The sequence below is a fragment of the Noviherbaspirillum phoenicis genome (assembly GCF_047237965.1).
Lineage (GTDB): Bacteria > Pseudomonadota > Gammaproteobacteria > Burkholderiales > Burkholderiaceae_D > Noviherbaspirillum_A.
This window is the reverse complement of the sequence record NZ_JBDFLX010000002.1, coordinates 307,921-330,273: the sequence shown is the minus strand read 5'-3', so window position 1 is coordinate 330,273 and position 22,353 is coordinate 307,921. Positions and strand designations below refer to the sequence as shown.

Below are 22,353 nucleotides of genomic sequence, written 5' to 3'. Positions count from 1 at the left end.
CACCTGCGTCAGCGAGCCGGCGCGGACTGGGACAGTGCGTTCACGCTGAAGCCGGCCACCTGCTTGTAGCGGTTCGACACCGCCTGCAGCTCTTCGCGGCTGATCACGTCCTCGATGCGGTTGAACGGCTTGCCGCCGGTCAGTTCATGCACGGTCTGCAGGATGGCGTCCGGCGGCGCCACCCGGTTCATCAGCACCACTTCGCCCGTCGCCTTCAGGCGGATGCGTTCATATTCCTCCAGCGCCTTCGCGGTCGCGCCGAAGGTGCGGATCTGCTGCGCCAGGCTGGGGCCGTCGAGGATGGCCTGGCCGGCGCCGTTGGAGCCGCGCGGCACCATGGGATGGGCAGCATCCCCCAACAGCGTCACGCGGCCAAAGCTCCATTTCGGCAGCGGGTCCTGGTCCACCATCGGATATTCCAGGATGGTCTCGGTGGCCTGCAGCATGGCGGCCACGTCCAGCCAGTCGAAATGCCAGTCGGCGAAGGCGGGGAAGAAGTCTTCCAGACGGCCGCCACGATTCCAGTCGCGGCGCGCGGGCTGCGGCGCCTCGATCTCGGCCACCCAGTTGACCAGCTGCCTGCCCTGGCCGTCGACATTGTTGCGGATCGGGTAGATCACCATCTTGCCCACCGACAGCCAGCCGGCGCGCACCATGCTGGCCCCCGACAGGAAAGGCGGCAGCACCGTGGTGCCGCGCCACATGTTCACGCCGGAATAACGCGGCGCGCCCTCGTCGGGATAGAACTGCTTGCGCACCGCCGAATGGATGCCGTCGCAGGCCACCGCCAGCGCGGCGCGGGCGGGCTCGCGTTCATGTCCTTCGCCGTCGTCGAAACGCACGATGACGCCGGCATCATCCTGCTCGACGCCCAGGCAGCGCCAGCCGAGCTGCACCGCCTCCTTGCCCAGCCGCTCATGCACGGCATCGAGCAGCACCATCTGCAGGTCGCCGCGATGGATAGAGAACTGCGGCCAGGCATAACCGGCGTCACGTCCGGCCGGCTCGCTGTAGACGAACTGGCCGAACTTGTTGAAGAAGATGGACTCCTTGGTCGTGACCGCCACCTCGGCCAGGCGTCCGGCCAGGCCCAGCTCATCCATCACCCGCACGGCATGCGGCAAGAGGTTGACGCCGGCGCCCAGCGGACGGATTTGCTGCGCCGCCTCGAACACGCGGCAGGAAATGCCCTGCTGGTGCAGGCTAAGCGCCAGGGTCAGGCCGCCAATGCCGGCGCCGATGATGGCAACGTCGTAGTGATGAGGGTGCATGCCGATTCCTTTTGTCCACGCCGGCGTTCGAAAGCAATGCCGGAAAAGGGCCATTAGACATCAACCCGTCGCATTGGGAAAATTCATATTTCATATCAATTCAAAAGAATTGCTTATGAATGGGCAGCGGCCTGGTGGACCAGCACCCGAGCCAGCGGGCCGGTCATGCCCGCCGCGGCTGCCTAATCCTTCGAGAACTGCTTGCCTGCAAAGTCGACGGTGACGAGCTTGCCGTTCATCTTGCCCATGCCGGGCGAGTTGGAAGGCATTCCCGGCACCGCCACGCCCTTCACCGCGGGCGCGGCAATCAGTTTCGCCAGCGCGGTGGCGGGCACATGCCCTTCCACGACCTGGCCCGACGCGTCCACCACGCCGGTGTGGCAGGACTCCAGGCTCTCGGGCACGCCAAGGCGCTTCTTCACGGCGGCCATATCGCCGGAGTCGACTGACTTCACCTTGTAGCCGGCTTCACGCAGATGCTCGATCCACGCGCTGCAGCAGCCGCAGTTCGGGTCCTTGTAGACGGTAATGGATTCGCCCGCGGCATGGGCGAGCGTCGATGCGGCGACAAGCAGGCTTGCTATCAGTAACTTCTTCATTTTCGCTCCGTTGTGGACTTGGCTGGTGAAAGGTGCCAATACCTTACGCCTTCCCGCGGTGGGAAGGTCAAGCGCATCGGGGTGACACGCCTGTACCCTGCAAGTCTACATTTTAGGTAGCGGCGCGTGCCTTGCCTTGCACGAGCAGCGCACCGCACCGCACCGTCAATGTTTGCGGGTGATGCATCCAAAAACCTCCGCCAGCCTGATCAGTCGAAAAATCGCTTGACCTTCCCTTCGTAGGAAAGCTTAGAATGCGAGCCGGTGCGGTGGAAGGAATGCCGCACGGAATAGTAAAGTGAATAAATGAACCGTTTCCTGAAGACCCTTCTGCTCTGGCTGCTGCTGGCCGCACTGCCCTTCCAGGGGATAGCTGCCGTCATGAAGACCGCCTGCGGCCCGACGGGACTGAACGGTTCAAGCGGCGTCGCAATCGCCATGCAATCCCATCATCATCATGAAGATGAGCCCATGCATACGGCGCATGCTGCTGCGGCAGACGACGGCACAGCAGTGAAGCCGTCGCCTGACAAGCCATCTGACGCAAAACATCCGCACTCGGCCTGCAGTGCCTGCGCAAACTGCTGCGTGGGAGCCGTCGCCCCGCCGTGTGCAACGGATGCGATTTCATCCTGCCGCGGCTCCCTGCCCGCAGTCGCTTCCCAGCCGCTCCCGCTTGCCAGCGTGGTGCCGGGCGGCCTGGAACGTCCTCCCAAACGCATTACCGCTTGATCGCGTACTGAGCCAGGTACGCCGGGCGACGCTCGCCCGGCGACCTGCGTCCCGGTGCGGTTTGCGCGCCCTGGCGCGCCTACCCTATCGATTTCGAGGTAATCATGTCGTTCACCCATTGGCCCGTAGTAGCCGCGCTGGCGCTCCTGCCGCTCGCCGCCCTGGCGCAGCAAGCACCGCAAACCGGCCCTGCCGACCCGGACGCACCCGTTCCAGCCTCGCGGTATGTCTCGGCGTTCAGCGACTACCGCGCCGCGTCCGACGAGCAAGGCTCCCCGGACGAAACCTGGCGCACCGCCAATCAGGCAGTTGCAGGCCAGGACACGCATGCCGGGCATGGGGCGTCCCAAACCGATGCGCCTGCCGCAGCGCCCCTCGCTGCGCCTGCGCCGGCTGGCCCGAACGCCGGGCACGGCAGTCATCATCATTAAGGAAAACAAGAATGCCCATACACCGAAATGCAGGAGGCGTAAAACCGCTTGCCATCGCGTTGTCGGCCCTGGTCCTGACAGGCTGCGCAACCTTCTCCAGGGACGGCGGACTGGATTCCGTTTCTGCCCTGACCAGGGAACGTACCGGCCTGAGTGTGCAGCGTGACAAATCCGCCGCCGAGAGCGCGGCAAGCGAAGCCGCGGTCAGCCAGCTTCTGGCACAGCCGCTGACGCCCGACACCGCCGTCCGGATCGCCCTGGCCAACAACAAGGGCCTGCAGGCTGCTTTTGCCGGACTGGGCATTGCCGAAGCCAACCTGGTCCAGGCGGGCCGCCTTCGCAATCCCGGCTTTTCATTTGGACGAATGCGCGGCGGCGACGAAGTCGACATCGACCGCAGCATCCTGTTCGACTTCGTTGGCCTGCTGACGCTGCCATTGCGCACCGGCATAGAAAGCCGCCGTTTCGAACAGGCCAAGCTGCAGACCGCCGCCCAGGCGGTTCGGCTGGCGGCGGATACCAGGCGGGCCTACTTCAACGCGGTCGGCGCGCAGCAGTCCGTGCAATACGCCGAACAGGTCGTCAATGCCGCGGAAGCCGGCGCCGAGCTCGCGCGGCGCATGAGCAGGGTCGGCAACTGGAGCAAGCTCGACCAGGCCCGCGAGCAGGCCTTCTATGCGGATGCGACGACGCAGCTGGCCAGAACCCGGCATAACGCCACGGCGGCGCGGGAGCAGCTGACCCGCCTGCTCGGCTTGTGGGGCGCCGCGATCGACTACAGGATTCCGGACCGGCTGCCGGACCTGCCCAAGGCGCCCAATGATGGGACCGATGCCGAGGCGCGCGCCATGCAGCAGCGCCTCGACGTGCAGATCGCCAGGCAGGGCGCATCGGCGACGGCGGCCGCGCTGGGGCTGACCCGCGCAACGGGCTTTATCAATGTGCTTGAACTCGGCTATGCGAACAAGAGCCAGACCGGCGCGCCGCGACAGAATGGCTATGAAATAGAACTGGCGCTTCCGCTGTTCGACTGGGGCACGGCGCGCCGCGCCCGGGCAGAGGCGATCTACATGCAGGCGGTTCAGCAGACTGCAGATACGGCGATCCGGGCACGCTCGGAAGTACGGGAAGCCTACTCCGCATACCGCACCCGATATGACATCGCGAAGCATTACCGCGATGAAGTGGTGCCTCTGCGCAAGCGCATTTCGGACGAGGTGCTGCTGCGCTACAACGGCATGCTTGCCAGCGTCTTCGAACTGCTGACCGACTCGCGCGCGCAGGTGAGCAGCGTCAATGCCGCCATCGAAGCGCAGCGGGACTTCTGGATTGCCGAGACCAACCTGCAGGCCGCCATCAATGGCAATGGCAGCGGCGGCTCCACCGAAATACGCGGCCAGGCTTTCACGGAAGCCCAGCCTCAACATTAATTAAAGGAACAGCGATGGTGTCACGTAGAAATTTCCTGGCCAGCGCCGCCACCATGGTCGGCGCCGGGGTCGTCAGCCGTGTCGGCGCGGCCTCCCTGCCGGAAGCGGCAATCATGACCAGCGCAGCCACCCAGGCGCCGCTGGCGCCGCCCAACGGCCGGCCGTATAACCCGGTCGTCACCCTGAACGGCTGGTCCCTGCCCTGGAGGATGAACGGCGGCGTCAAGGAATTCCACCTGGTCGCCGAACCGGTGGTCCGGGAATTCGCTCCCGGCATGAAGGCCAACCTGTGGGGATACAACGGGCAGTCGCCCGGCCCGACCATTGAAGTCGTCGAAGGCGACCGGGTGCGCATCTTCGTGACCAACAAGCTGCCCGAGGCGCACAGCATCCACTGGCATGGGCAGCGCCTGCCGAATGGCATGGATGGCGTCGCCGGCCTGACCCAGCCCGCCATCCCGCCGGGCAAGACCTTCGTCTATGAATTCATCGCCAGGCGGCCCGGGACCTTCATGTATCATCCGCACGCCGACGAGATGGTGCAGATGGCGATGGGCCTGATGGGCTTCTGGGTCACGCATCCGAAGAACCCGGACTTCATGCGCGCCGACCGGGATTTCGTTTTCCTGCTCGGCAATTACGACATCGAACCCGGCAGCTACACGCCCAAGACATCCACCATGCTCGACTTCAACCTCTGGACCATCAATACCCGGGTATTCCCGGGCATCGACTCGATGAATGTGCGCCAGGGCGACCGGGTGCGCATTCGCATCGGCAACCTGACCATGACCAATCATCCGTTCCACCTGCACGGCCACGAGTTCGTCACGACCGGCACCGATGGCGGCTGGATACGACCGGAGGGCCGCTGGCCCGAGGTCACGACGGATCTTGGCGTCGGCCAGATGAAGGCCATCGAATTCATCGCCGACGAGCCGGGCGACTGGCCTTTTCACTGCCACAAGTCGCATCACACCATGAACGCGATGGGGCATAACGTGCCGACGATGATCGGCGTCGACCAGAGGGGCGTCGCCGAGAAGATCAACAAGCTGGTGCCTGACTACATGGCCATGGGCGAACGCGGCGGGTCGATGGGTAGCATGGAGATGCCGCTGCCGGACAATACCCTGCCGATGATGACCGGCGAAGGGCCGTTCGGGAACATCGAAATGGGCGGCATGTTCACTACCGTGAAAATCCGCAAAAACCAGAAGCCCGGTGATTACAGCGACCCGGGCTGGTACAAGCATCCTCCGGGCACCGTTGCCTATGAATGGACCGGCGACACGCCAGCGGCGGCGCAAGCGCCACAGGCAAGGACGCCGGCTTCCGGCGTGGAACTCAACGTCAGGAAGCCGCAAGGCCATCATCACTAATTGTCGACCAATAGCCAGGGATTTCAGATGAAGGCATTTCAACAATCCGTTCTTTCCGCACTCCTCGCCTCCGCCGCAATGGCAGGCTTTTCATCCGCGTGGGCGCATGCGACGCTCAAAAGCGCTTCACCAGCAAAGGATGCGGTAGTCACCACTGCACCAAAGGAAATATCCCTGCAGTTCAACGAAAAGCTGGAAGCGGGCTTCAGCAATGCCAGGCTGTTCGACAGCACCGGCAGGGAAGTCACCGCCGACAAGGCGAGCATGGATGCTGCCGACCCATCCGTCATGAAGCTGTCCGTGCCGGCTCTCGCGCCGGGCAAGTACAAGGTCGAGTATGTCAGCGTCGGGCACGACGGCCACCGGCGCAAGGGCAATTACGCCTTCACTGTGAAGTGAGCCATGGAATCGACGCTTCCGCAGGTTGCGGCAACGGCGCTGGTCAATGCCAGCTTCGCCTGGATAGCCGGCGTGCTGGCGTCGAGATTCTGGCTACTGAAGCAGGCCGCGGGCTGGCAGCGGACTACCGGCAAGCGGCTGTCGTCAGCCATGTCGGCGGGGCTGATTGTCTGCGCCGCCGCGGTCTTCCTGTCCCTCTGGACGGAGTCGTCCCTGATGGGCGACGTCGCATGGCTGGATGCCTGGCCCGTCTTTGCTCGGATGATGGCAACCACCCACTATGGCCACGCTGGCGTCGCAGCCCTTGTCGTTCTTGGCGTCACCATGGCTGCGCACTGCTTGCTGGACCGGCCCGACGCCGGCAAGGCCTATGTGGGCAGCCTTGCCGCTTTGCTGCTGCTGGTGGCCGCTACGCGCGTCGCCATCGGCCACGCCTTTGAACAAGGGCCGTTCAGTGTCGCCGTCGCGGTGGAATGGCTGCATTTGCTGCTGATGGCGCTATGGACGGGCATCGTCTTCGTCGCCGGCTGGCTGGTGCTTCCCCATGTGCTGGCCAACGATGCGCCACCGTCCGGAGAGCGTGCCGCCTACCTGGCGTCGATGTCGAACTGGGCGGCTGCGGCGCTGGCCGCCATCCTGGCAAGCGGCGCCTATAACGCCTACCGCGTCCTGGGCAGCCCGCGTGACCTGGTTGACGCGGAATATGGAAACGTCCTGTTGTTCAAGCTTGCGCTCGTCCTGGTCGCTATCGCGCTGGGTGGATTCAACAAGCTGGTCGGCCTGCCCGCCGCGGCGGCCTCCCAGGCCGGCCTGCGCAAAGTAATTACGGTGCTGCGAATCGAATCCCTAGCTCTCCTGCTTGTCCTGATTGCTGCCGCTGCCCTGACCGGCAGCGCTCCGCCTGGGCAGTGATCCCGAAACGCTTCAACAACCTCGTGAAACTGAATAAGGAATTCATCATGAACGCATTTTCCACAGCAGCACTCCTCGCCGCGCTGGCTTTGTCGCCCATGCCGGCGGCCCTTGCCCAGGCAACGCAGGCAACCGCAGGCGCGGCCGATGCGATGTCGACCGGCGAAGTCAGGAAGATAGACAAGGGCACGGGAAAAATGACGATCAAGCATGGTCCCCTTGCCAATCTGGGCATGGATGCGATGACGATGGTGTTCCGCGTCAAGGACAAGGCGATGCTGGACCAGGTCAAAGTCGGCGACAAGATCAACTTCGTGGCCGAAGAGCCGAATGGCCAGCTTACCGTAACCCGGCTGGAGAAGCAGCAGTAGGCCGGGGAGACTCAGCTGGGCAGGCGGGCATGATGATGCCGGGCCGTTTCGTCAGGTACGTTGCATGGACCAGCCTCGCACCCGGCGTTTTTTCATGCAGTGCTTGACCTTCCCATTGCGGGAAGGTCTACATTGAACTCCTATTTTGGTAAAGGAGAACACACCATGTATGAACTGCAAGTGGAAGGCATGACCTGCGGCGGCTGCGCCAGGAGCGTGACCCGGTCGGTGCAATCGGTCGATGGCAATGCACGAGTCGATGTCGACCTGGCCGCGAAGAAGGTGCGCATCGATAGCCAGGCCAGCCTGGATGCGGTGAAGTCAGCCATCAGTGACGCCGGTTATCCGGTGACGGCAAGCGCAACAGTTTAAGAGCGCAAGGGCGGCGTGGCCAATGCATGCCGCCCGTCGTCCGGATTCCGGAAAATTTTCATGCGGGTCAGCCGCAGCATGCCGCAGCATCAGTGGCAGGCGTGCTGCGCGGTGGCCAACTCGTCAAGAATCGGGCAGTCCGGGCGCTGGTCGCCGTGGCAGCTGTCCGCCAGATTCTGCAGTTCGTTGCGTATGGTCTGCAGCTTCTCGATATCCCGGTCCAGCTCGGCAATGTACTGGCGCGCCAGCTTCTTCACGTCGGCGCTCTTGCGGCCGCGGTCTTCCCACAGGCCGAGCAGGGTCCTGATGCGCTCGATGGAAAAACCCAGGTCGCGCGAGCGCCTGATGAAGCGCAGCGTCTGCACATCCCTGTCGGTGTATTGCCGGTAGCCGGAATCGGTCCTGCTTGCGGCCGATATCAGGCCGATGCTCTCGTAATAGCGGATCATCTTTGCGGTCACGCCAGAAGCTTCCGCCGCCTGCCCGATATTCATTGTTTTCCTCCTTCGGTGAATGCCGGCTTCCAGCGCCTGAGCAGAAGCGCGTTCGACACCACGGACACGCTGGAAAAGGCCATTGCGGCGCCAGCGATCACCGGGTTCAGGTAACCAAGGGCCGCCAGCGGAATGCCCACGATGTTGTAGATGAAAGCCCATCCCAGGTTCTGCTGGATCTTGCGGTAAGTCTTCTTGGAGATGTCGATCGCTTCCGCCACCAGCGTCGGCTCGCCGCGCATCAGCGTGATGCCGGCCGTATGCATGGCCACATCGGTCCCGGTCGACATGGCGATTCCGACGTCGGCCGCGGCCAGTGCGGGCGCGTCGTTGATGCCGTCGCCAACCATGGCTACTGTCTTGCCATCCTTCTTCAGGGCGGCGACCACGTCGGCCTTGTCGCCCGGCAGCACCTCGGCCCGGAAGTCACTGATGCCCACAGCCGAAGCCACGGCGCGGGCGCTGCCCGGGTTGTCGCCGGTCAGCATCACGGATGCCACGCCGATGGCCTGCAGCCGCTGCACCGCGGCCCTGGCCGATGGCTTCAGGGTATCGCCGAATGCCAAGAGGCCAGCCAGCTCGGTGCCGCCATTGGCCTGTATGGCCAGCCACGACACCGTGCGCCCCGCGCTCTCGTGCCTTGCGGCCGCCTGTTCCATGCCGGCGGTCGCAAGGCCGATTTCCTGCATCAGGCGCTTGTTGCCCAGATAGACGGTCGAACCATCGACGTCGGCGCGTACGCCACGGCCGGCAAGCGCCTGAGCAGCGGTGGCGGCCCGCAGGCCTATGCCCTGCCTGGCGGCCTCCGCCTGGACGGCCTTGGCCAGCGGATGGTCGCTGTACTGCTGCACGGCCCTGGCCATCTCCAGCAGCTCGCGTTCGGGACGGGCAGCCGCTTCGACCGCCACCACCGCCGGCTTGCCTTCGGTCAGCGTGCCGGTCTTGTCGAAGGCGACCACATTGACCGCATGCGCGGTCTCCAGCGCCTCGGCATCCTTGATCAGGATGCCGTAGCGTGCCGCCACGCCAGTACCCGCCATGATGGAAGTGGGCGTGGCAAGGCCGAGCGCGCACGGGCAGGCGATCACCTGGACCGCCACCGCATTGAGCAGCGCCTGCTGCCAGTCGCCGGTCATCCACCCCCAACCGAGCAGGGTGACCAGGGAGATCAGCAGCACCACCGGCACGAAGACGGCGCTGACCTTGTCGACCAGGCGCTGGATCGGCGCCTTCACTGCCTGCGCATCCTCCACCAGCTTGATGATGTGGGACAGCATGGTGTCGCCGCCGACCGCGGTGGCCTTCACAACCAGCATGCCATCCGCATTGACCGCGCCGCCGGTGACGGTGTCGCCCTCGCCCTTGGTCACTGGCAGGCTTTCGCCGGTCAGCAGCGATTCATCCAGGTGGCTGCTGCCCTCGGTCACTTCGCCATCCACCGGCACCCGGTCGCCGGGGCGCACGACGATCATGTCGCCCACGCGCACCTGGGATACCGGGACTTCGTCTTCCCGGCCATTGCGCCGGACGATGGCCGTGGTGGCCCGCAGCGATTCCAGCGCATGCAGCGCGGCCACCGTCTGATGCTTCGCCCGCGCCTCCAGCCATTTGCCGAGCAGGACCAGCGTGATGACCACCGCCGACGACTCGAAATAGAGATGGCCCATGCCTGCATGGTCGCCATGCCGGAGGAGCAGGTACAGCGAAAGCGCATAAGCGGCGCTGGTGCCAAGTGCGACCAGCAGGTCCATGTTGCCGGACCGGGCAAGCACGGCTTTCCAGCCCGCCTTGTAGAAGCGCGCGCCGAGCCAGAACTGCACCGGCGTGGCCAGCGCAAGCTGCAGCCATCCAGGCAAGGCCCAATGCAGGCCGAATGGCATCGCCAGCATAGGCGCCACCAGCGGCGCGCTGAGCAGCGCAGCCACAGCAACCGGCCACCAGCCAGGCAGGCCGGCTTCTGCCTTCGTTTCCGCAACGCCGCCCTCGGACACGGGCGCCGCCTCGTAGCCAGCCTTCTCGACGGCGGCGAGCAGTTTCTCGAGCGGTACGCCCACCGAAGTGACCTGGGCCTTTTCGGTAGCCAGGTTGACCGAGGCTGCAGTTACGCCAGGCACCTTCTTCAATGCCTTTTCGACACGCCCGACACAGGACGCGCAGGTCATGCCGGAAATCGCAAGCGACACCGTGTCGCTGGCGATGTCGTAGCCCGCCTTTTCCACGGCGGCCGAAAGCGCATCGACCGGAAGTGCCGGGTTGGCGCGGACGGTGGCCTTTTCGGTGGCCAGGTTGACGGAGGCGCTCTCCACGCCCGGAACGGCCTTCAGGGCCTTTTCGACGCGGGCAACGCAGGAAGCGCATGTCATGCCTTCGACCTTGAAGCTCAGATCGAGCGGCGCGACGGCGGATTTGACGGCAGCATCCATGGCATTCTCCAGTTTCATGCCTGCAGGATAAACCTTACCGCGATGGTAAGGTCAAGCGCTGGCTTGACCTTATCGACGACATGGCTGCGCCTGCCCGGCAATGCCTCTCACCGCGGCCCGCCTTCACGCAAGGTCCCCCGCGGCTCCTGCGGCAGGGCGCCGGCTGCCGCGCTCAGTCCAGCATGCCGGCCAGGCGCTGGCGGATGATGGCTTCGGCCTGCGCCATGATCCTGTCGAGCAGTTCCTGCACTGTTGGAATATCGTCGATCAGGCCGGCCACCATGCCGCAGCTCCATGCGCCCGCATCCATCTGGCCTTCGCGCATGATTTTCGGATAGACGCCGGCCACCTCGGGCAGGATGTCCTTGAATTCGATCTTCTCGCCCAGTGCGCGTTCCTTTTCGAGCAGGCGCTCCACGCCCGCATTCACCAGCACCCGTTCGGTGTTGCGCAGCGGGCGCATCACCAGGCGGGTGTCGAGTTCGCTGGCATTCAGGATGGCCTGTTTCACGTTGGGATGCACCGGCGCTTCCTGGGTGGCGATGAAGCGGGTGCCCATGTTCATGCCGTCGGCGCCCATGGCCAGCGCCGCCACCAGCGAACGGCCGTCGGCCATGCCGCCCGAGGCGACGAAAGGAATCTTCAGCTCGTCGGCGGCGCGCGGCAGCAGGATCATGTTGGGCACGTCGTCCTCGCCAGGATGGCCGCCGCATTCGAAGCCGTCGACGCTGACCGCGTCGCAGCCGATCGATTCGGCCTTCAGCGCATGCCGGACCGAAGTGCATTTGTGGATCACCTTGATGCCGGCGTCCTGCAGGCGCGGCAGCCATTTGGCCGGATTGTTGCCCGCCGTCTCGACTACCTTCACGCCGGCCCCGATGATGGCATCGATATAGCCGGGATAGTCCGGCGGCGTGACCGCCGGCAGGAAGGTGAGATTGACGCCGATAGGCTTGTCCGTCATTGCCTGCGCGCGCCGGATCTCGTCGGCCAGGTGCTTGCCGCTGGGCTGGGTCAGGCCGGTGATGATGCCCAGGCCGCCGGCATTGGACACCGCCGCGGCGAGTTCGGCAAAGCCGACATAGTGCATGCCGCCCTGGATGATGGGCCGCTCGATGCCGAACAATTCGGTGATTCTCGTTTTCATGGTCTCTCTTCCCTTGTCCTTGTTGGTCAATGTAGCTCGCCGGTCGCCGCAGCCGACCGCGAATGGCGATGATAGAGGCTTTGCGCGCTGCGGTGTTTTTCAGGCGCCGCAACACCGGCCGTTTAAACCCGGGGAGAGTTTGCCCGCAATGCATCAATGACAAGAAGAACACCTGCGAATGGAAATTTTTCTGTTCCGGCCGGCACTTTCTAACATCGCTCCGGTCCGAGGCCTAATACCTGCCGGTACGCAGGTTCAACAAGTCCATCGGAGACCCCATGAGCGCCCAGCCGCAAGCCCCTTCCAGCCAGTTCGATACCGCGGAAATCCTTGGCGGCCTGTATGGCGCCGGCATCATCGCCTGCAAGGGCGGGTTCGAGCGGGCCTGGGTCCAGCGCCTGCGCGAGGATGTCGACACGCTGTTTGCCGAGGCGCTGCAGCGACCGGGCGGCGCGCTCAACCGCGGCCCGAACCGCTACTACGTCGAGGTGCATCCGGAACGGCTGCGCGGCTTTGTCGATATCGCAAGCCATCCATGGATCGTCGCGGTGTGCGAGGCAGTGCTCGGTCCGGACTACCGCATCGTGGAAATCGGCTTCGACGTGCCGGGACCGGGCGCGGCCAACCAGCCATGGCATCGCGACTTTCCCACGCCGGAAGCCACCGCACGCGGCCGCCGTCTCAACTCGCTGGCCTTCAACATGACGCTGGTGGATGTAAGCGAAGAGATGGGGCCGCTGGAGATTGCGCCAGGCACCCAGTGGGATGACCTGAGCGGCCGCAGCGACGCCAGCGGCATGTTTCCGGACAAGGCGCTGTATCCCCGTTATGAAGCCCGGATGCAGCGCAAGATGCCGGCCATGGGCGACATCTCGGCCCGCTCGGCGCTGACCATCCATCGCGGCACCGCCAACCGCTCGAATGTGTCGCGTCCCATCCTGGTGCTGGGCGTGGATGCGCCCGACGCCGGCAACGCGGCGCGGCATGACCTGCAGGCAACGCGCGCCTACTGGGAAAGCCTGCCGCCGCAGGTCAGGGAGCACATGACCTGCCGGGTGGTGGACCAGCTTGAAGCTATCGTGCAGATGCACACGATAGAAGGGCTGAAGATGGGCGTGTGAGGATGACGCCCCGGTCCAGCATGGGTATTGGCAACGGGCGGCTACGGGAAGATGGAATACCGCAAGGGGATTCCACCATGCTTCTTCGCCTGCCTACACCCTGGCCGGCAGCACCGTGCCCCAGCATTCGCCGAAGCCGATGCGCGCCGCGCCGGCCTTTTCGCACCAGCCGCGCAGCACCACCGCATCCTCGTCCTGCAGATAGGTGCGTGCCTCGCCGTTGGGCAACTGCAGCGGCTGCTTGCCGCCGACCGTCAGTTCCACCAGCGCGCCGGCCTGGTCCAGCGTCGGCCCGGACAGGGTGCCGCTGCCGAACAGGTCGCCCGGCTGCAGGTTGCAGCCGTTGACGGTATGGTGCGCCACCATTTGGGCCACGGTCCAGTAGGCGTGGCGGTAGCTGGTGCGGCAGATGCTCGCATCCCCCTGCCCGGCCTTGCGCATCGCCGGTGTCTGGATGCCGACCTGGAGCTGGATGTCGAAGGCGCCGCCACGGCGGTTGTCTTCGGAGTCTAGGTAAGGCAAAGGCTGCGGCTCGCCGGCGGGCCGGTCGAACGGCACGCGGTACGGCGCGAGCGCCTCCAGCGTCACGATCCACGGCGAGATGGTGGTAGCGAAATTCTTCGACAGGAAGGGGCCGAGCGGCTGGTATTCCCAGGCCTGGATGTCGCGCGCGGACCAGTCGTTGAGCAGGCAGATGCCGAACACATGGTCCTCCGCTTCTTCCATCACGATGCGGTCGCCCTGGCTGTTGCCGGTGCCGACGAAGATGCCGAGCTCCAGCTCGATATCGAGCCGCTGGCAGGGGCCAAACGTGGGCTCGGTCGCGCCGGGCGGCATGGTCTGGCCCACCGGACGGTGGAAAGCCCGCCCCGAGACGCCAATGCTGGAGGCGCGGCCGTGGTAGCCGATCGGCACCCACTTGTAGTTGGGCAGCAGCGGATTGTCCGGACGGAACTGCTTGCCGATGTTGGTGGCGTGATGGACCGAGGTGTAGAAGTCGGTGTAGTCGCCGATCTGCGCCGGCACGTCGTATTCCGCCTCTGCCTGCGGCACCAGGCAGGCTTGCAGGCTGGCCTGCTGCTCAGCGCCCTCGCGCAGGCCGCGCGACAGCGCCAGGCGCAGTGCATGCCATTTGCCGGCGCCGAGCGCCATCAGGGCATTGAGCTTGTCCTGGGCGCCCGCCTGCAGCGCGATCGCGGCATCGCCGCTGAAGACGCCGGCGCCGGCAGCCGCGGACAGATCGAGGATCTGGTCGCCGATCGCCACGCCGCCGCGGAAGGCGTCGGCGCTGCCCTTGCGACGAAAGACCGCGAAAGGCAGGTTCTGGATCGGAAAGTCCGACGCCGGCAGGTTGGCAGAGGCAACCCAGCTGCGCAGCGCCGGGTCATGGGTTTCATTCAGGTTGTTCATAAGCGTATCGGATCCGTGGTTGTTTCCCCGGCTTCACTGCATGGGGAAGGCGTTGAACGCCGTTCATTTGCTTGTCGGAGAAAAGTGCTTCTTCAGGTTCTGCCAGCACTGGAAGTACTCGCTCTGCAATTGTGAGGTCTCCAGCGCAAACTGCGTGGGCTTGATCACCACCGGCGTTTCGAACATGAAGGCCATGGTATCGCCGACCTTGCCCGGTGTGGACGTATCGGAGCGGCTGGCCTTCTCGAAGGTGCCGGCATCCGGGCCATGGCCGGTCATGCAGTTGTGCAGGCTGGCGCCGCCGGGCACGAAGCCTTCGGCCTTGGCATCATATTCGCCATGGATCAGGCCCATGAATTCGCTGGCCACGTTGCGGTGGAACCAGGGCGGCCGGAAGGTATTTTCCGCGGCCAGCCAGCGCGGCGGGAAGATCACGAAGTCGATGCTGTCCACGCCCGGCACCGCGCTCGGCGACTGCAGCACCAGGAAGATGGACGGATCGGGATGGTCGTAGCTGATCGAGCCGATGGTGTTGAAGCGGCGCAGGTCATATTTGTAGGGCGCGTAGTTGCCATGCCAGGCCACCACGTCCAGCGGCGAATGGCCGATCGGCGCGCTCCACAGGCGGCCGCCGAATTTGGCCAGCAGCTCGAAGTCGCCTTCCTTGTCTTCATACCAGGCCGACGGCGTCAGGAAATCGCGCGGATTGGCCAGGCCGTTGGAGCCGATCACGCCCAGGTCGGGCAGGCGGAACAGCGCGCCGAAGTTTTCGCAGATGTAGCCGCGGGCCTGGCCGTCCGGCAGGCTCACCTGGAAGCGCACGCCGCGCGGCACCACCACGATTTCCTGCGGCTCGACCTCGATCCTGCCCATCTCGGTGGCAAGCGACAGGCGTCCCTGCTGCGGCACGATCAGCAGTTCGCCATCGGCATTGTAGAAATAGCGGCCGTCCATGTCGCGGTTGGCGGCATACAGGTGGATCGCGCAGCCCGTGCCGGCATCCGGCGCGCCATTGCCGGCCATCGTCACCCAGCCTTCGGCAAAGTCGGTGGCGGCATCGGGCATGGGCAGCGGGTCCCAGCGCAACTGGTTGGGCGGCGTCGGCGGAACGCCGGAAAAGTCCGATACCAAAGCCTGCGAAGGCAGCTGACGGAACGGCTTATGCACCGCGGCTGGGCGGATGCGGTAGAGCCAGGAGCGGCGGTTGTGGCTGCGCGGCGCGGTGAAGGCGGTGCCGGAAATCTGCTCGGCATACAGGCCATAGGGTGCGCGCTGCGGCGAGTTCTGGCCCACCGGCAAGGCGCCCGGCAGGGCTTCGGTGGCGAACTCGTTGGCAAAGCCCGACAGGTAGGATTCGGAAGGCGAAGCGGTTCTGGCGTCGGTCATGGCTGACACTCCTTGTGGTCATGGGATGCGGCCAACCGCCGCAATCAATCGAAGAGCCACACTATAAGCACGGACGGCGCCGTTTAAAATACAAATGCAAAAATGACGACTATTGAGCAAATCAATAATGGCTGAAACATGAGAGACGTTGCCGACATCGATCTGAACCTGCTGGTGGTATTCCACCAGCTTTACCAGTTGCGCCATGTATCGCTGGTGGCCAGGCGCTTGGGCCTGTCGCAGCCCACGGTCAGCAATGCGCTGGCGCGGCTGCGCAAGACCTTCGGCGACGAGCTGTTCGTGCGCACTGCCCATGGCATGCAGCCCACGCCGGGCGCGGACCGCATTGCCGAGCCGGTCGGGCAGGCGCTGGCCAGCGTCAGCGCGGCGCTGAACCTGGAAGAGCCGTTCGACGCGGCCAGCAGCGCGCGCCGCTTCGTGATTGCGATGACCGATGTCGGCGAGATCCACTTCATGCCGCGGCTGGTGGAATACTGCGCGCGCCTGGCGCCGCATGTCGGCATCAGTTCGGTCCGCGCCAGCGCGGTGGACTGGCAGCAGCAGATGGAAGCCGGCCGCATCGACCTTGCGCTGGGCGCGTTCACCGACGTCGCCGAGCGCTTCTTCCACCGCCGCCTGTTCAGCCAGAACTACGTCACCATGTTCCGCCGCGGCCATCCGTTCTCGCAGCGCAAGGTCGGCCTGAAGGAATTCCTGTCGGCGCGGCACCTGTTCGTCGATTCCCGCGAAAGCCCGTATGACCAGATCAATGCCCGGCTGGAAAAGGCCGGCGTAACCCGCTCGGTGCAGTTCCAGGTGCCGCATTTCACCGCGGTGCCCTACATCGTCAGCAGCACGGACATGGTGGTGACCGTGCCGAGCAAGCTTGCGCAGCAGGCGTGCGGGCCGTTCAGCCTGGACTTCACCGCGCCGCCGCTGCGGCTGCCGGCGCTGCATACCCACGTGTTCTGGCACCGCCGGTTTCACCAGGACAGCGGCAACCAGTGGCTGCGTTCGCTGATTGCGGAGTGTTTCGTGGAGGAGCAGGCGGCGAACGGAAAATCAAGGGCTGCGGCGGCGTCACCATTGCCCTGATGCACCAACGCGCGGCGACATACCCACATCGGCGTAATGGCTTATTGATTCCAAACAAACCACCTGCTAAAATCTTTCCCTCAGGAAAATATCGGCAGGCGAGGTCTCATGCTCAACACGAAAGAAGCGTTTCTCATCGCCTCGCTCTTCTGCTTCGTCATCTTTCTTCTCCTCTTCTCCGTCAAGCAGGACCGCGTCCACGGCGTGCGCCAGCTGTTGCTGGCCAGCGTGCTGGGCATGGCCGGCAACATCCTTTACGCGTTCGGCCGCGAGATGCCCGTCGTCTTTGCCTATGAAGTGGCGAACACGGTCTATGCGGCGGCCTCCATGGCGATTCTGGTCAGCTACCGGCAGCTGTTCGGCAGGCGTTGCCCGGCGCTGCTGACGTGCGGCAGCATTGCGCTGCTCACGGCCTTCACCGCCTACTTCCATTACGTGGTCAATTCCTTCGACGCGAGGACGATAGCGGTATCGGGTTTCCAGGTCGGCATCGCGGGCGTCATTGCCCTGACGGTGCTCAATTCGCGCGACTACCAGGGCCGCTCCCGCTATCCGGCCATTTATGTGCTGTGCATGTGCGCGCTGATAGGCGGAGGCCATCTCGCCCGCGTCGTCCGCCATGCCCTGATGTCGGACGTGCCGCAATCGCTGCTCGAACCCAGCGGCGTCAACCTGCTGTTCCTGTGGGCCAATGCCTTTGCCCTTCCCTGCCTGATGCTGGGCGGCCTGCTGATTGCCCATTGCAGGATCGTCACCAGTATCGAAAACGCGGCCAACTGCGACTTCCTGACGGGCGCCTGGTCACGGCGGGCTTTCCACGAATCCGCCCCGCGGCTGCTGGAACGAAGCCGTTTCGACAGGCAGCCGCTGGCCCTGCTGCTGATCGATCTCGACAATCTCAAGCCCACCAACGACACCTACGGCCATGCCGCCGGCGATGCGGCGCTGACGGACTTCGTGCGGCTATCCCGCACGGCCCTGAGGCCGGTCGATTTCCTGGCGCGCATCGGCGGCGATGAATTCGCCCTGCTGCTGCCCGACACCGATCTGATCGCCGCGGTGTCCGTCGCGCGGCGCCTGCAGGCCGTGATCGCCGACGGGCAGTCCGGCGAGACGCTGCAGATCACGCTCAGCGTCGGCGTGGCGGTGCTGCGTGCCGACGACACGCTGCATACGCTGGTGACGCGTGCCGATGAAGCGCTGTATGGCGCCAAGGGAGCAGGCCGCAACCGGGTGATGACCGAAGCCGGCGGACGTATCGCCAGGCTGGTGGCCTGAGCGGCATTGCCGAGAACTTCACTGCGCGGCGGGCATCCAAGCTGTCCACACTGCTCTGACAAGGAGTAACAAATGGGCACCACGCATCCCAACCGCAGCCGCGGCCAGGAGACCGGCAGCGAGGAATACCGGCGCAAGCAGTCCGGCGACCAGCACGACATGATCGCCGACGAAAATGCGGCCATGCCGGAACGGCCACACCGGACGGACCGCGGCAATCTTCAGCAGGAACAGGACGGCAAGGAGAACGGGCGGAACGACGGTTCCGCCTGAACCGGGCGCCGCGGGCGCGGCGCCCGGCTATGCATCAGTCGACGGTGACGCCGGCATCCTTGACCAGCTTGCCCAGCTTTGCCGACTCGGAACGGATCAGCTCGCCAAAGGCTTCCGGCTTGCCGCCCACGATGGGCGTGCCCAGTTCTTCCCAGCGCTTCTTGAATTCAGGGTCGGCGAAGATTTCATTGATGGCCTGGTTCAGCTTGGCGATCACGGGCTTGGGCGTGGCCGCCGGGGCGACGATGCCATGCCAGCCTGAAAAGTTGTAACCGGTCAGGCCGGATTCAGCCAGCGTCGGCACGTCCGGCAGCGCCGGGCTGCGGGTGGCGGTGGTGACCGCCAGCGGGCGCAGCTTGCCGCTCTTGATGTACTGCACCGAGCTGCCGAGAATGTCGAACATCACCTTGACATGGCCGCCCATCACGTCGGTGAGCGCAGGACCGGCGCCTTTGTACGGAATGTGCTGCAGCTTCAGGCCGGTGGCGGTATTGAACAGTTCACCCGCCAGATGCTGCGGCGTGCCGTTGCCGGCCGAAGCGAAGCCCAGGTCGTTCGGCTTGCTCTTGGCGAGCGCCAGGAATTCCTTGATGTTGTTTGCGGGCACCGATGGATGCACTTCCAGCACCAGCGGGAATGCCGAGATCTGGATGATGGGCGCGAAGTCTTTCTGGGAATCGAAGGGAATCGAGCGGTAAAGCGTCTTGTTGACCGCCATCGGGCCGCTGGCGGCAAGCAGGATGGTGTAGCCGTCGGCCGGCGCCTTGGCGACAGCGTCGGTGCCGATGTTGCCGCCGGCGCCAGGCCGGTTGTCGATGATCACAGGCTGCTGCAGTTTGGCCTGCAGCGGCACCTGGATCATGCGCGCCATCGCGTCGGTCGGACCGCCCGGCGGATAGGGAATGATGAACTTGATCGGCTTGGACGGGTAGTCGCTGGCGCCGGCGGCAAAGGCCTGGACCAGCAGCATGGATGCGAATAGCGCTTTCTTGATCATGTCTTGTCTCCTTGGTTTATGTCGCAAACAGGCGCTCAGGCAAGCCGCCGCTTCAATGCTTTTACTGCGCTGTGTACCGTGGTCAGCACGGGCAGGCCGGTGGCCTGTTCGCAGGCTTCCCGCGCGCGGGCCATGCTGAACTGGGCCAGCGCGATTGTCTTGCAGCCGGCCGCCTGCAGCAGGCGCGCCTGTTCAACGATCAGTTCATCGTGGCGCCCGGTATCGCCGCGGTTCAACGCATCGAGCGCGCCTTCGGCCAGCCCGGTCAGCAGTTCGACCGAGTCCGGAAACTCCGGCGGCATCGACGCCAGCGTCGGCCCGAAGGTGGCGATCAGCCCGACCGGTCCGGCCGCGTTGGCGGCATCGGCCACCATCGCTTCATTGGGCTTCAATACCGGCAGGTTGGCATAGCGCCGCGCAACGGCTTCGATGCAGGGACCAAAGGCGGAACAGGTAAACAGGATGCCCTGGGCGCCGGTGCCCACCGCGTATTCCGCCAGGTCATGAAAGCGCTGATGCATTGCCGCATCGAGTCCACGCCCGGAAGCGGCGAGATCGGCCGACAGCGAATCGTCGAGCAGATTCATGCGCATGGCCTGCGGCCAGTCGTGCGCCAGGGCCTGGTTGATCGGGTCCACCGAATGGCTCAGCGCGTGGATCAGCGCGATGCGCGGCATGGAAGAAGTCGTGTTCATGTGTTCATGTAGAGAGGCGGTAAAGCGCCGATTAATGGGGCGGCCAGCCGGTGCGGAAAGCCATCGATGGCTGCCTGCGGCCTATTTCTCGATCTTCGGCAGTTCCGGCGCCAGCAGGCGCAGCCCCGCCTTCAGCAGGTCGTCATAGCGCTTGCGCTCGGCGGCGATGCTTTCCGGTGTCCATTTGAAAAAGCCTTCGCCGGTCTTCATGCCGAACTTGCCGCTGGCCAGCCGCTCGCTCAAAGCCTTGGCCGGCACGGTGTTGGCCGCCAGCGACGGATACATCGTGGCCGCGGCCGGGCAATGCACGTCGATGCCGGCGTGGTCGCGCTGCAGCACCGGCCCGGCGGCCAGGAAACGGAAGCCGAAGCCGAAGCGCACCGCGGCGTCGACATCCTCCGGCGTGGCGATGCCGGCATCGATCATCGCGAATGCCTCGCGCGCCAGCGCATGCTGCAGGCGGTTGGCGAGGAAACCCGGCAAATCCTTGCGCACCAGCACCGGCACCATGCCGCAGGCGCGCATGAAGGCCGACAGCGCCTCGCCCAGCGCGGCGGACGAATGCTCGCCCAGCACCACTTCGACCAGCGGCACTAGGTGCGCCGGCATGAAGAAATGCAGGCCCAGCATGCGCTGCGCCGATGCCAGTCCTTCGGCGATGGCCGAAATCGGGAAGCTGGAACTGTTGCTGCAGAACAGGGTGTCGGGCCTGGCGCGCTTTTCCAGTTCGGCAAACAGCGCCTGCTTCGGCGCCAGCTTCTCCGGAATGCATTCGATGACCAAATCGACCGTCTGCCAGTCGACGTCGTCCAGCGAGGCGCAGGCGCTCAGGCAGCCGCGCATGTCCCCGGCGTCCAGGCCGCGCAGGCCGGCGGTGAAATAGTCGTCCAGCGCCTGGCGCCGGGCTTCGCCCGGTTCGAGCACGATGGTGCGGCAGCCGGCGCGGGCCAGCACCAGCGCCACATCGGCGCCCATGGTGCCGCCGCCGGCGACGAGCGCGCAGGCGCGCGACGGTTTGGGCAGGCTGCCGGCCTGCGGGGAGGAAATGGAGGTAGCAGCGTGATCGGTGTTCATGGGCCTGGATGGAGCGAGAAAAACTGCAGTCTGCAGCCGGATCTTATTTCTGTGAATCGCATATTTTCTATAAACTTATCGATTATGGAGATAAATCTTTCAGCCCGCGACATCCGCGCCTTTCTCGCCGTGGCCCAGACCCTCAGCTTCAGCCAGGCGGCGCAGGAAATGCATCTGTCGCAGTCGGCCCTGTCCACGCTGATCAGCCGGCTGGAAGAGGCTATCGGCACGCGGCTGTTCGACCGCACCACCCGCGCCGTCGCCCTGACGGCGGCCGGCGAGGTGTTGGCCGCGCAGGCCGAGCAGCTGCTGTCGGATATCGAGCGCGCAGTGGTCGCGGTGCAGGACGTGGCAGCGGTGCGGCGCGGCCGGGTGGCGATTGCGGCGATGCCGTCGCTGGCGGCGCGCATCATCCCCAGGCTGTTTCGCAACTTCAGCGCCAGGCATCCGGACATCAGGCTGTCGGTAGTCGACACCCTGTCCGAGCCGGCCTTCGAACTGGTGCGCGAGGGCCGGGTGGACTTCGCGCTGACGGCCGCCAATCCCGCCTACACCGACCTCGACTATCTGCCGCTGACCACCGACAGTTTCGTGCTGCTGGCCGCGCCCGGCCATCCGCTGGCCAGGGGCCGCGGCAAGGTGCGCTTCGCCGACACCCTATCTTTCCCGCATATCTCGATGTCGCGCCATACCAGCGTGCGCCAGTACGTCGAGGCCGCTGCGCTGCAGCACGGCTTCGGCTTTCACCCCGCATACGAGGTGGACCACCTTGCCACCATCGGCGCCATGGTGATCCAGGAACTCGGCGTGGCGGCGCTGCCGGCGCTGGCGGCCGACGTGATCGGCAACCCCGGCATCGTGCGGCGTCCTTTGACAGAGCCGGTGATACGCCGCTCCATCGGCCTGGTGCTGCGCCGCGAAGGCTCGCTGTCGCCGGCGGCAGAAGCCATGCTGGCAATGCTCAGGCAGCAGTTGCGCAAGCCTGCTGCATAGCAGCAGTGCAGCGGTGGCAGTTAGCCGCGGCGCCTGCCTTTGCATTGCCTTTCTTCACGAACCGTGAA

At 65.1% G+C, this 22,353-nt stretch carries 23 protein-coding genes; 13 read left to right on the top strand and 10 right to left on the bottom strand.

Going from position 1 to position 22,353, the window contains the following annotated elements; all coding sequences use genetic code 11:
* Positions 1–8 precede the first annotated feature (8 nt).
* Positions 9–1,271 (bottom strand): flavin-dependent oxidoreductase, encoded by a 1,263-nt coding sequence (locus tag ABC383_RS21085; RefSeq protein WP_413016913.1) that lies wholly within the window; start codon positions 1,269–1,271, stop codon positions 9–11.
* 182 nt (positions 1,272–1,453) lie between these two features.
* Positions 1,454–1,870, bottom strand: a complete 417-nt coding sequence (locus ABC383_RS21080) for a DUF411 domain-containing protein (RefSeq protein ID WP_413016911.1) — start codon at positions 1,868–1,870, stop codon at positions 1,454–1,456.
* 306 nt (positions 1,871–2,176) lie between these two features.
* On the opposite strand from ABC383_RS21080, the gene ABC383_RS21075 reads away from it, so the two are divergent.
* The 8 genes from ABC383_RS21075 to ABC383_RS21040 all read left to right on the top strand — a co-directional run bounded on the left by ABC383_RS21075 (position 2,177) and on the right by ABC383_RS21040 (position 7,899).
* On the top strand, positions 2,177–2,602 hold the full coding sequence (locus tag ABC383_RS21075) for a hypothetical protein (RefSeq protein ID WP_413016910.1): 426 nt from the start codon (positions 2,177–2,179) through the stop codon (positions 2,600–2,602).
* Between the two features lie 104 nt (positions 2,603–2,706).
* Positions 2,707–3,033, top strand: coding sequence for a hypothetical protein (locus ABC383_RS21070; RefSeq protein WP_413016908.1), 327 nt, complete (start codon positions 2,707–2,709; stop codon positions 3,031–3,033).
* A gap of 11 nt (positions 3,034–3,044) precedes the next feature.
* On the top strand, positions 3,045–4,463 hold the full coding sequence (locus ABC383_RS21065; protein ID WP_413016907.1) for a TolC family protein: 1,419 nt from the start codon (positions 3,045–3,047) through the stop codon (positions 4,461–4,463).
* A gap of 14 nt (positions 4,464–4,477) precedes the next feature.
* Entirely contained in the window at positions 4,478–5,845 is a 1,368-nt protein-coding gene (locus tag ABC383_RS21060; protein ID WP_413016905.1) for a multicopper oxidase family protein, read from the top strand.
* Between the two features lie 27 nt (positions 5,846–5,872).
* On the top strand, positions 5,873–6,244 hold the full coding sequence (gene copC, locus ABC383_RS21055) for a copper homeostasis periplasmic binding protein CopC (protein ID WP_413016903.1): 372 nt from the start codon (positions 5,873–5,875) through the stop codon (positions 6,242–6,244).
* A gap of 3 nt (positions 6,245–6,247) precedes the next feature.
* Positions 6,248–7,156, top strand: a complete 909-nt coding sequence (locus ABC383_RS21050; protein WP_413016901.1) for a CopD family protein — start codon at positions 6,248–6,250, stop codon at positions 7,154–7,156.
* Positions 7,157–7,203: 47 nt separating this feature from the next.
* Positions 7,204–7,527 (top strand): copper-binding protein, encoded by a 324-nt coding sequence (locus tag ABC383_RS21045; protein WP_413016899.1) that lies wholly within the window; start codon positions 7,204–7,206, stop codon positions 7,525–7,527.
* Between the two features lie 165 nt (positions 7,528–7,692).
* Entirely contained in the window at positions 7,693–7,899 is a 207-nt protein-coding gene (locus tag ABC383_RS21040) for a heavy-metal-associated domain-containing protein (protein ID WP_413016898.1), read from the top strand.
* A gap of 89 nt (positions 7,900–7,988) precedes the next feature.
* On the opposite strand, the gene cueR is transcribed toward ABC383_RS21040, so the two are convergent.
* The 3 genes from cueR to ABC383_RS21025 form a co-directional block, all read right to left on the bottom strand.
* A complete protein-coding gene (cueR, locus tag ABC383_RS21035; RefSeq protein ID WP_413016896.1) occupies positions 7,989–8,393 on the bottom strand; it encodes a Cu(I)-responsive transcriptional regulator in 405 nt (134 codons plus the stop codon).
* The gene (locus ABC383_RS21030) at positions 8,390–10,834 is read right to left on the bottom strand and encodes a heavy metal translocating P-type ATPase (protein WP_413016894.1); all 2,445 of its coding nucleotides are present in this window, start codon (positions 10,832–10,834) and stop codon (positions 8,390–8,392) included. Before ABC383_RS21030 ends, cueR begins: the two co-directional genes overlap by 4 nt.
* A gap of 154 nt (positions 10,835–10,988) precedes the next feature.
* Positions 10,989–11,963 carry an NAD(P)H-dependent flavin oxidoreductase gene (locus ABC383_RS21025; RefSeq protein WP_413016892.1) on the bottom strand — a complete coding sequence of 325 codons (975 nt, stop codon included), beginning with the start codon at positions 11,961–11,963 and terminating at the stop codon, positions 10,989–10,991.
* A gap of 278 nt (positions 11,964–12,241) precedes the next feature.
* Here ABC383_RS21025 and ABC383_RS21020 point away from each other — a divergent pair, with 278 nt between their 5' ends.
* Positions 12,242–13,084: a phytanoyl-CoA dioxygenase family protein gene (locus ABC383_RS21020; RefSeq protein WP_413016890.1), complete on the top strand. Its 843-nt coding sequence runs from the start codon at positions 12,242–12,244 to the stop codon at positions 13,082–13,084.
* Positions 13,085–13,177: 93 nt separating this feature from the next.
* On the opposite strand, the gene fahA is transcribed toward ABC383_RS21020, so the two are convergent.
* Entirely contained in the window at positions 13,178–14,494 is a 1,317-nt protein-coding gene (fahA, locus tag ABC383_RS21015) for a fumarylacetoacetase (protein WP_413016888.1), read from the bottom strand.
* 63 nt (positions 14,495–14,557) lie between these two features.
* Entirely contained in the window at positions 14,558–15,880 is a 1,323-nt protein-coding gene (hmgA, locus tag ABC383_RS21010) for a homogentisate 1,2-dioxygenase (RefSeq protein ID WP_413016886.1), read from the bottom strand.
* A gap of 138 nt (positions 15,881–16,018) precedes the next feature.
* Between hmgA and ABC383_RS21005 the strand changes: the two genes are divergently transcribed.
* From ABC383_RS21005 to ABC383_RS20995, 3 genes are all read left to right on the top strand, one after another.
* Positions 16,019–16,975: a LysR family transcriptional regulator gene (locus ABC383_RS21005; RefSeq protein ID WP_413016884.1), complete on the top strand. Its 957-nt coding sequence runs from the start codon at positions 16,019–16,021 to the stop codon at positions 16,973–16,975.
* A 108-nt stretch (positions 16,976–17,083) separates the two neighbouring features.
* Positions 17,084–18,253 carry a GGDEF domain-containing protein gene (locus tag ABC383_RS21000; RefSeq protein ID WP_413016882.1) on the top strand — a complete coding sequence of 390 codons (1,170 nt, stop codon included), beginning with the start codon at positions 17,084–17,086 and terminating at the stop codon, positions 18,251–18,253.
* A 72-nt stretch (positions 18,254–18,325) separates the two neighbouring features.
* Entirely contained in the window at positions 18,326–18,526 is a 201-nt protein-coding gene (locus ABC383_RS20995) for a hypothetical protein (RefSeq protein ID WP_413016880.1), read from the top strand.
* A 34-nt stretch (positions 18,527–18,560) separates the two neighbouring features.
* Here the strand turns inward: ABC383_RS20995 and ABC383_RS20990 are convergent, their stop codons facing one another.
* The 3 genes from ABC383_RS20990 to ABC383_RS20980 form a co-directional block, all read right to left on the bottom strand.
* The gene (locus ABC383_RS20990; protein ID WP_413016878.1) at positions 18,561–19,523 is read right to left on the bottom strand and encodes a Bug family tripartite tricarboxylate transporter substrate binding protein; all 963 of its coding nucleotides are present in this window, start codon (positions 19,521–19,523) and stop codon (positions 18,561–18,563) included.
* A 35-nt stretch (positions 19,524–19,558) separates the two neighbouring features.
* Positions 19,559–20,200, bottom strand: a complete 642-nt coding sequence (locus tag ABC383_RS20985; protein WP_413017388.1) for an aspartate/glutamate racemase family protein — start codon at positions 20,198–20,200, stop codon at positions 19,559–19,561.
* A gap of 99 nt (positions 20,201–20,299) precedes the next feature.
* Positions 20,300–21,292 (bottom strand): 3-hydroxyacyl-CoA dehydrogenase family protein, encoded by a 993-nt coding sequence (locus tag ABC383_RS20980; protein WP_413016876.1) that lies wholly within the window; start codon positions 21,290–21,292, stop codon positions 20,300–20,302.
* 84 nt (positions 21,293–21,376) lie between these two features.
* Here ABC383_RS20980 and ABC383_RS20975 point away from each other — a divergent pair, with 84 nt between their 5' ends.
* Entirely contained in the window at positions 21,377–22,285 is a 909-nt protein-coding gene (locus ABC383_RS20975) for a LysR family transcriptional regulator (protein ID WP_413016874.1), read from the top strand.
* Positions 22,286–22,353 lie beyond the last annotated feature (68 nt).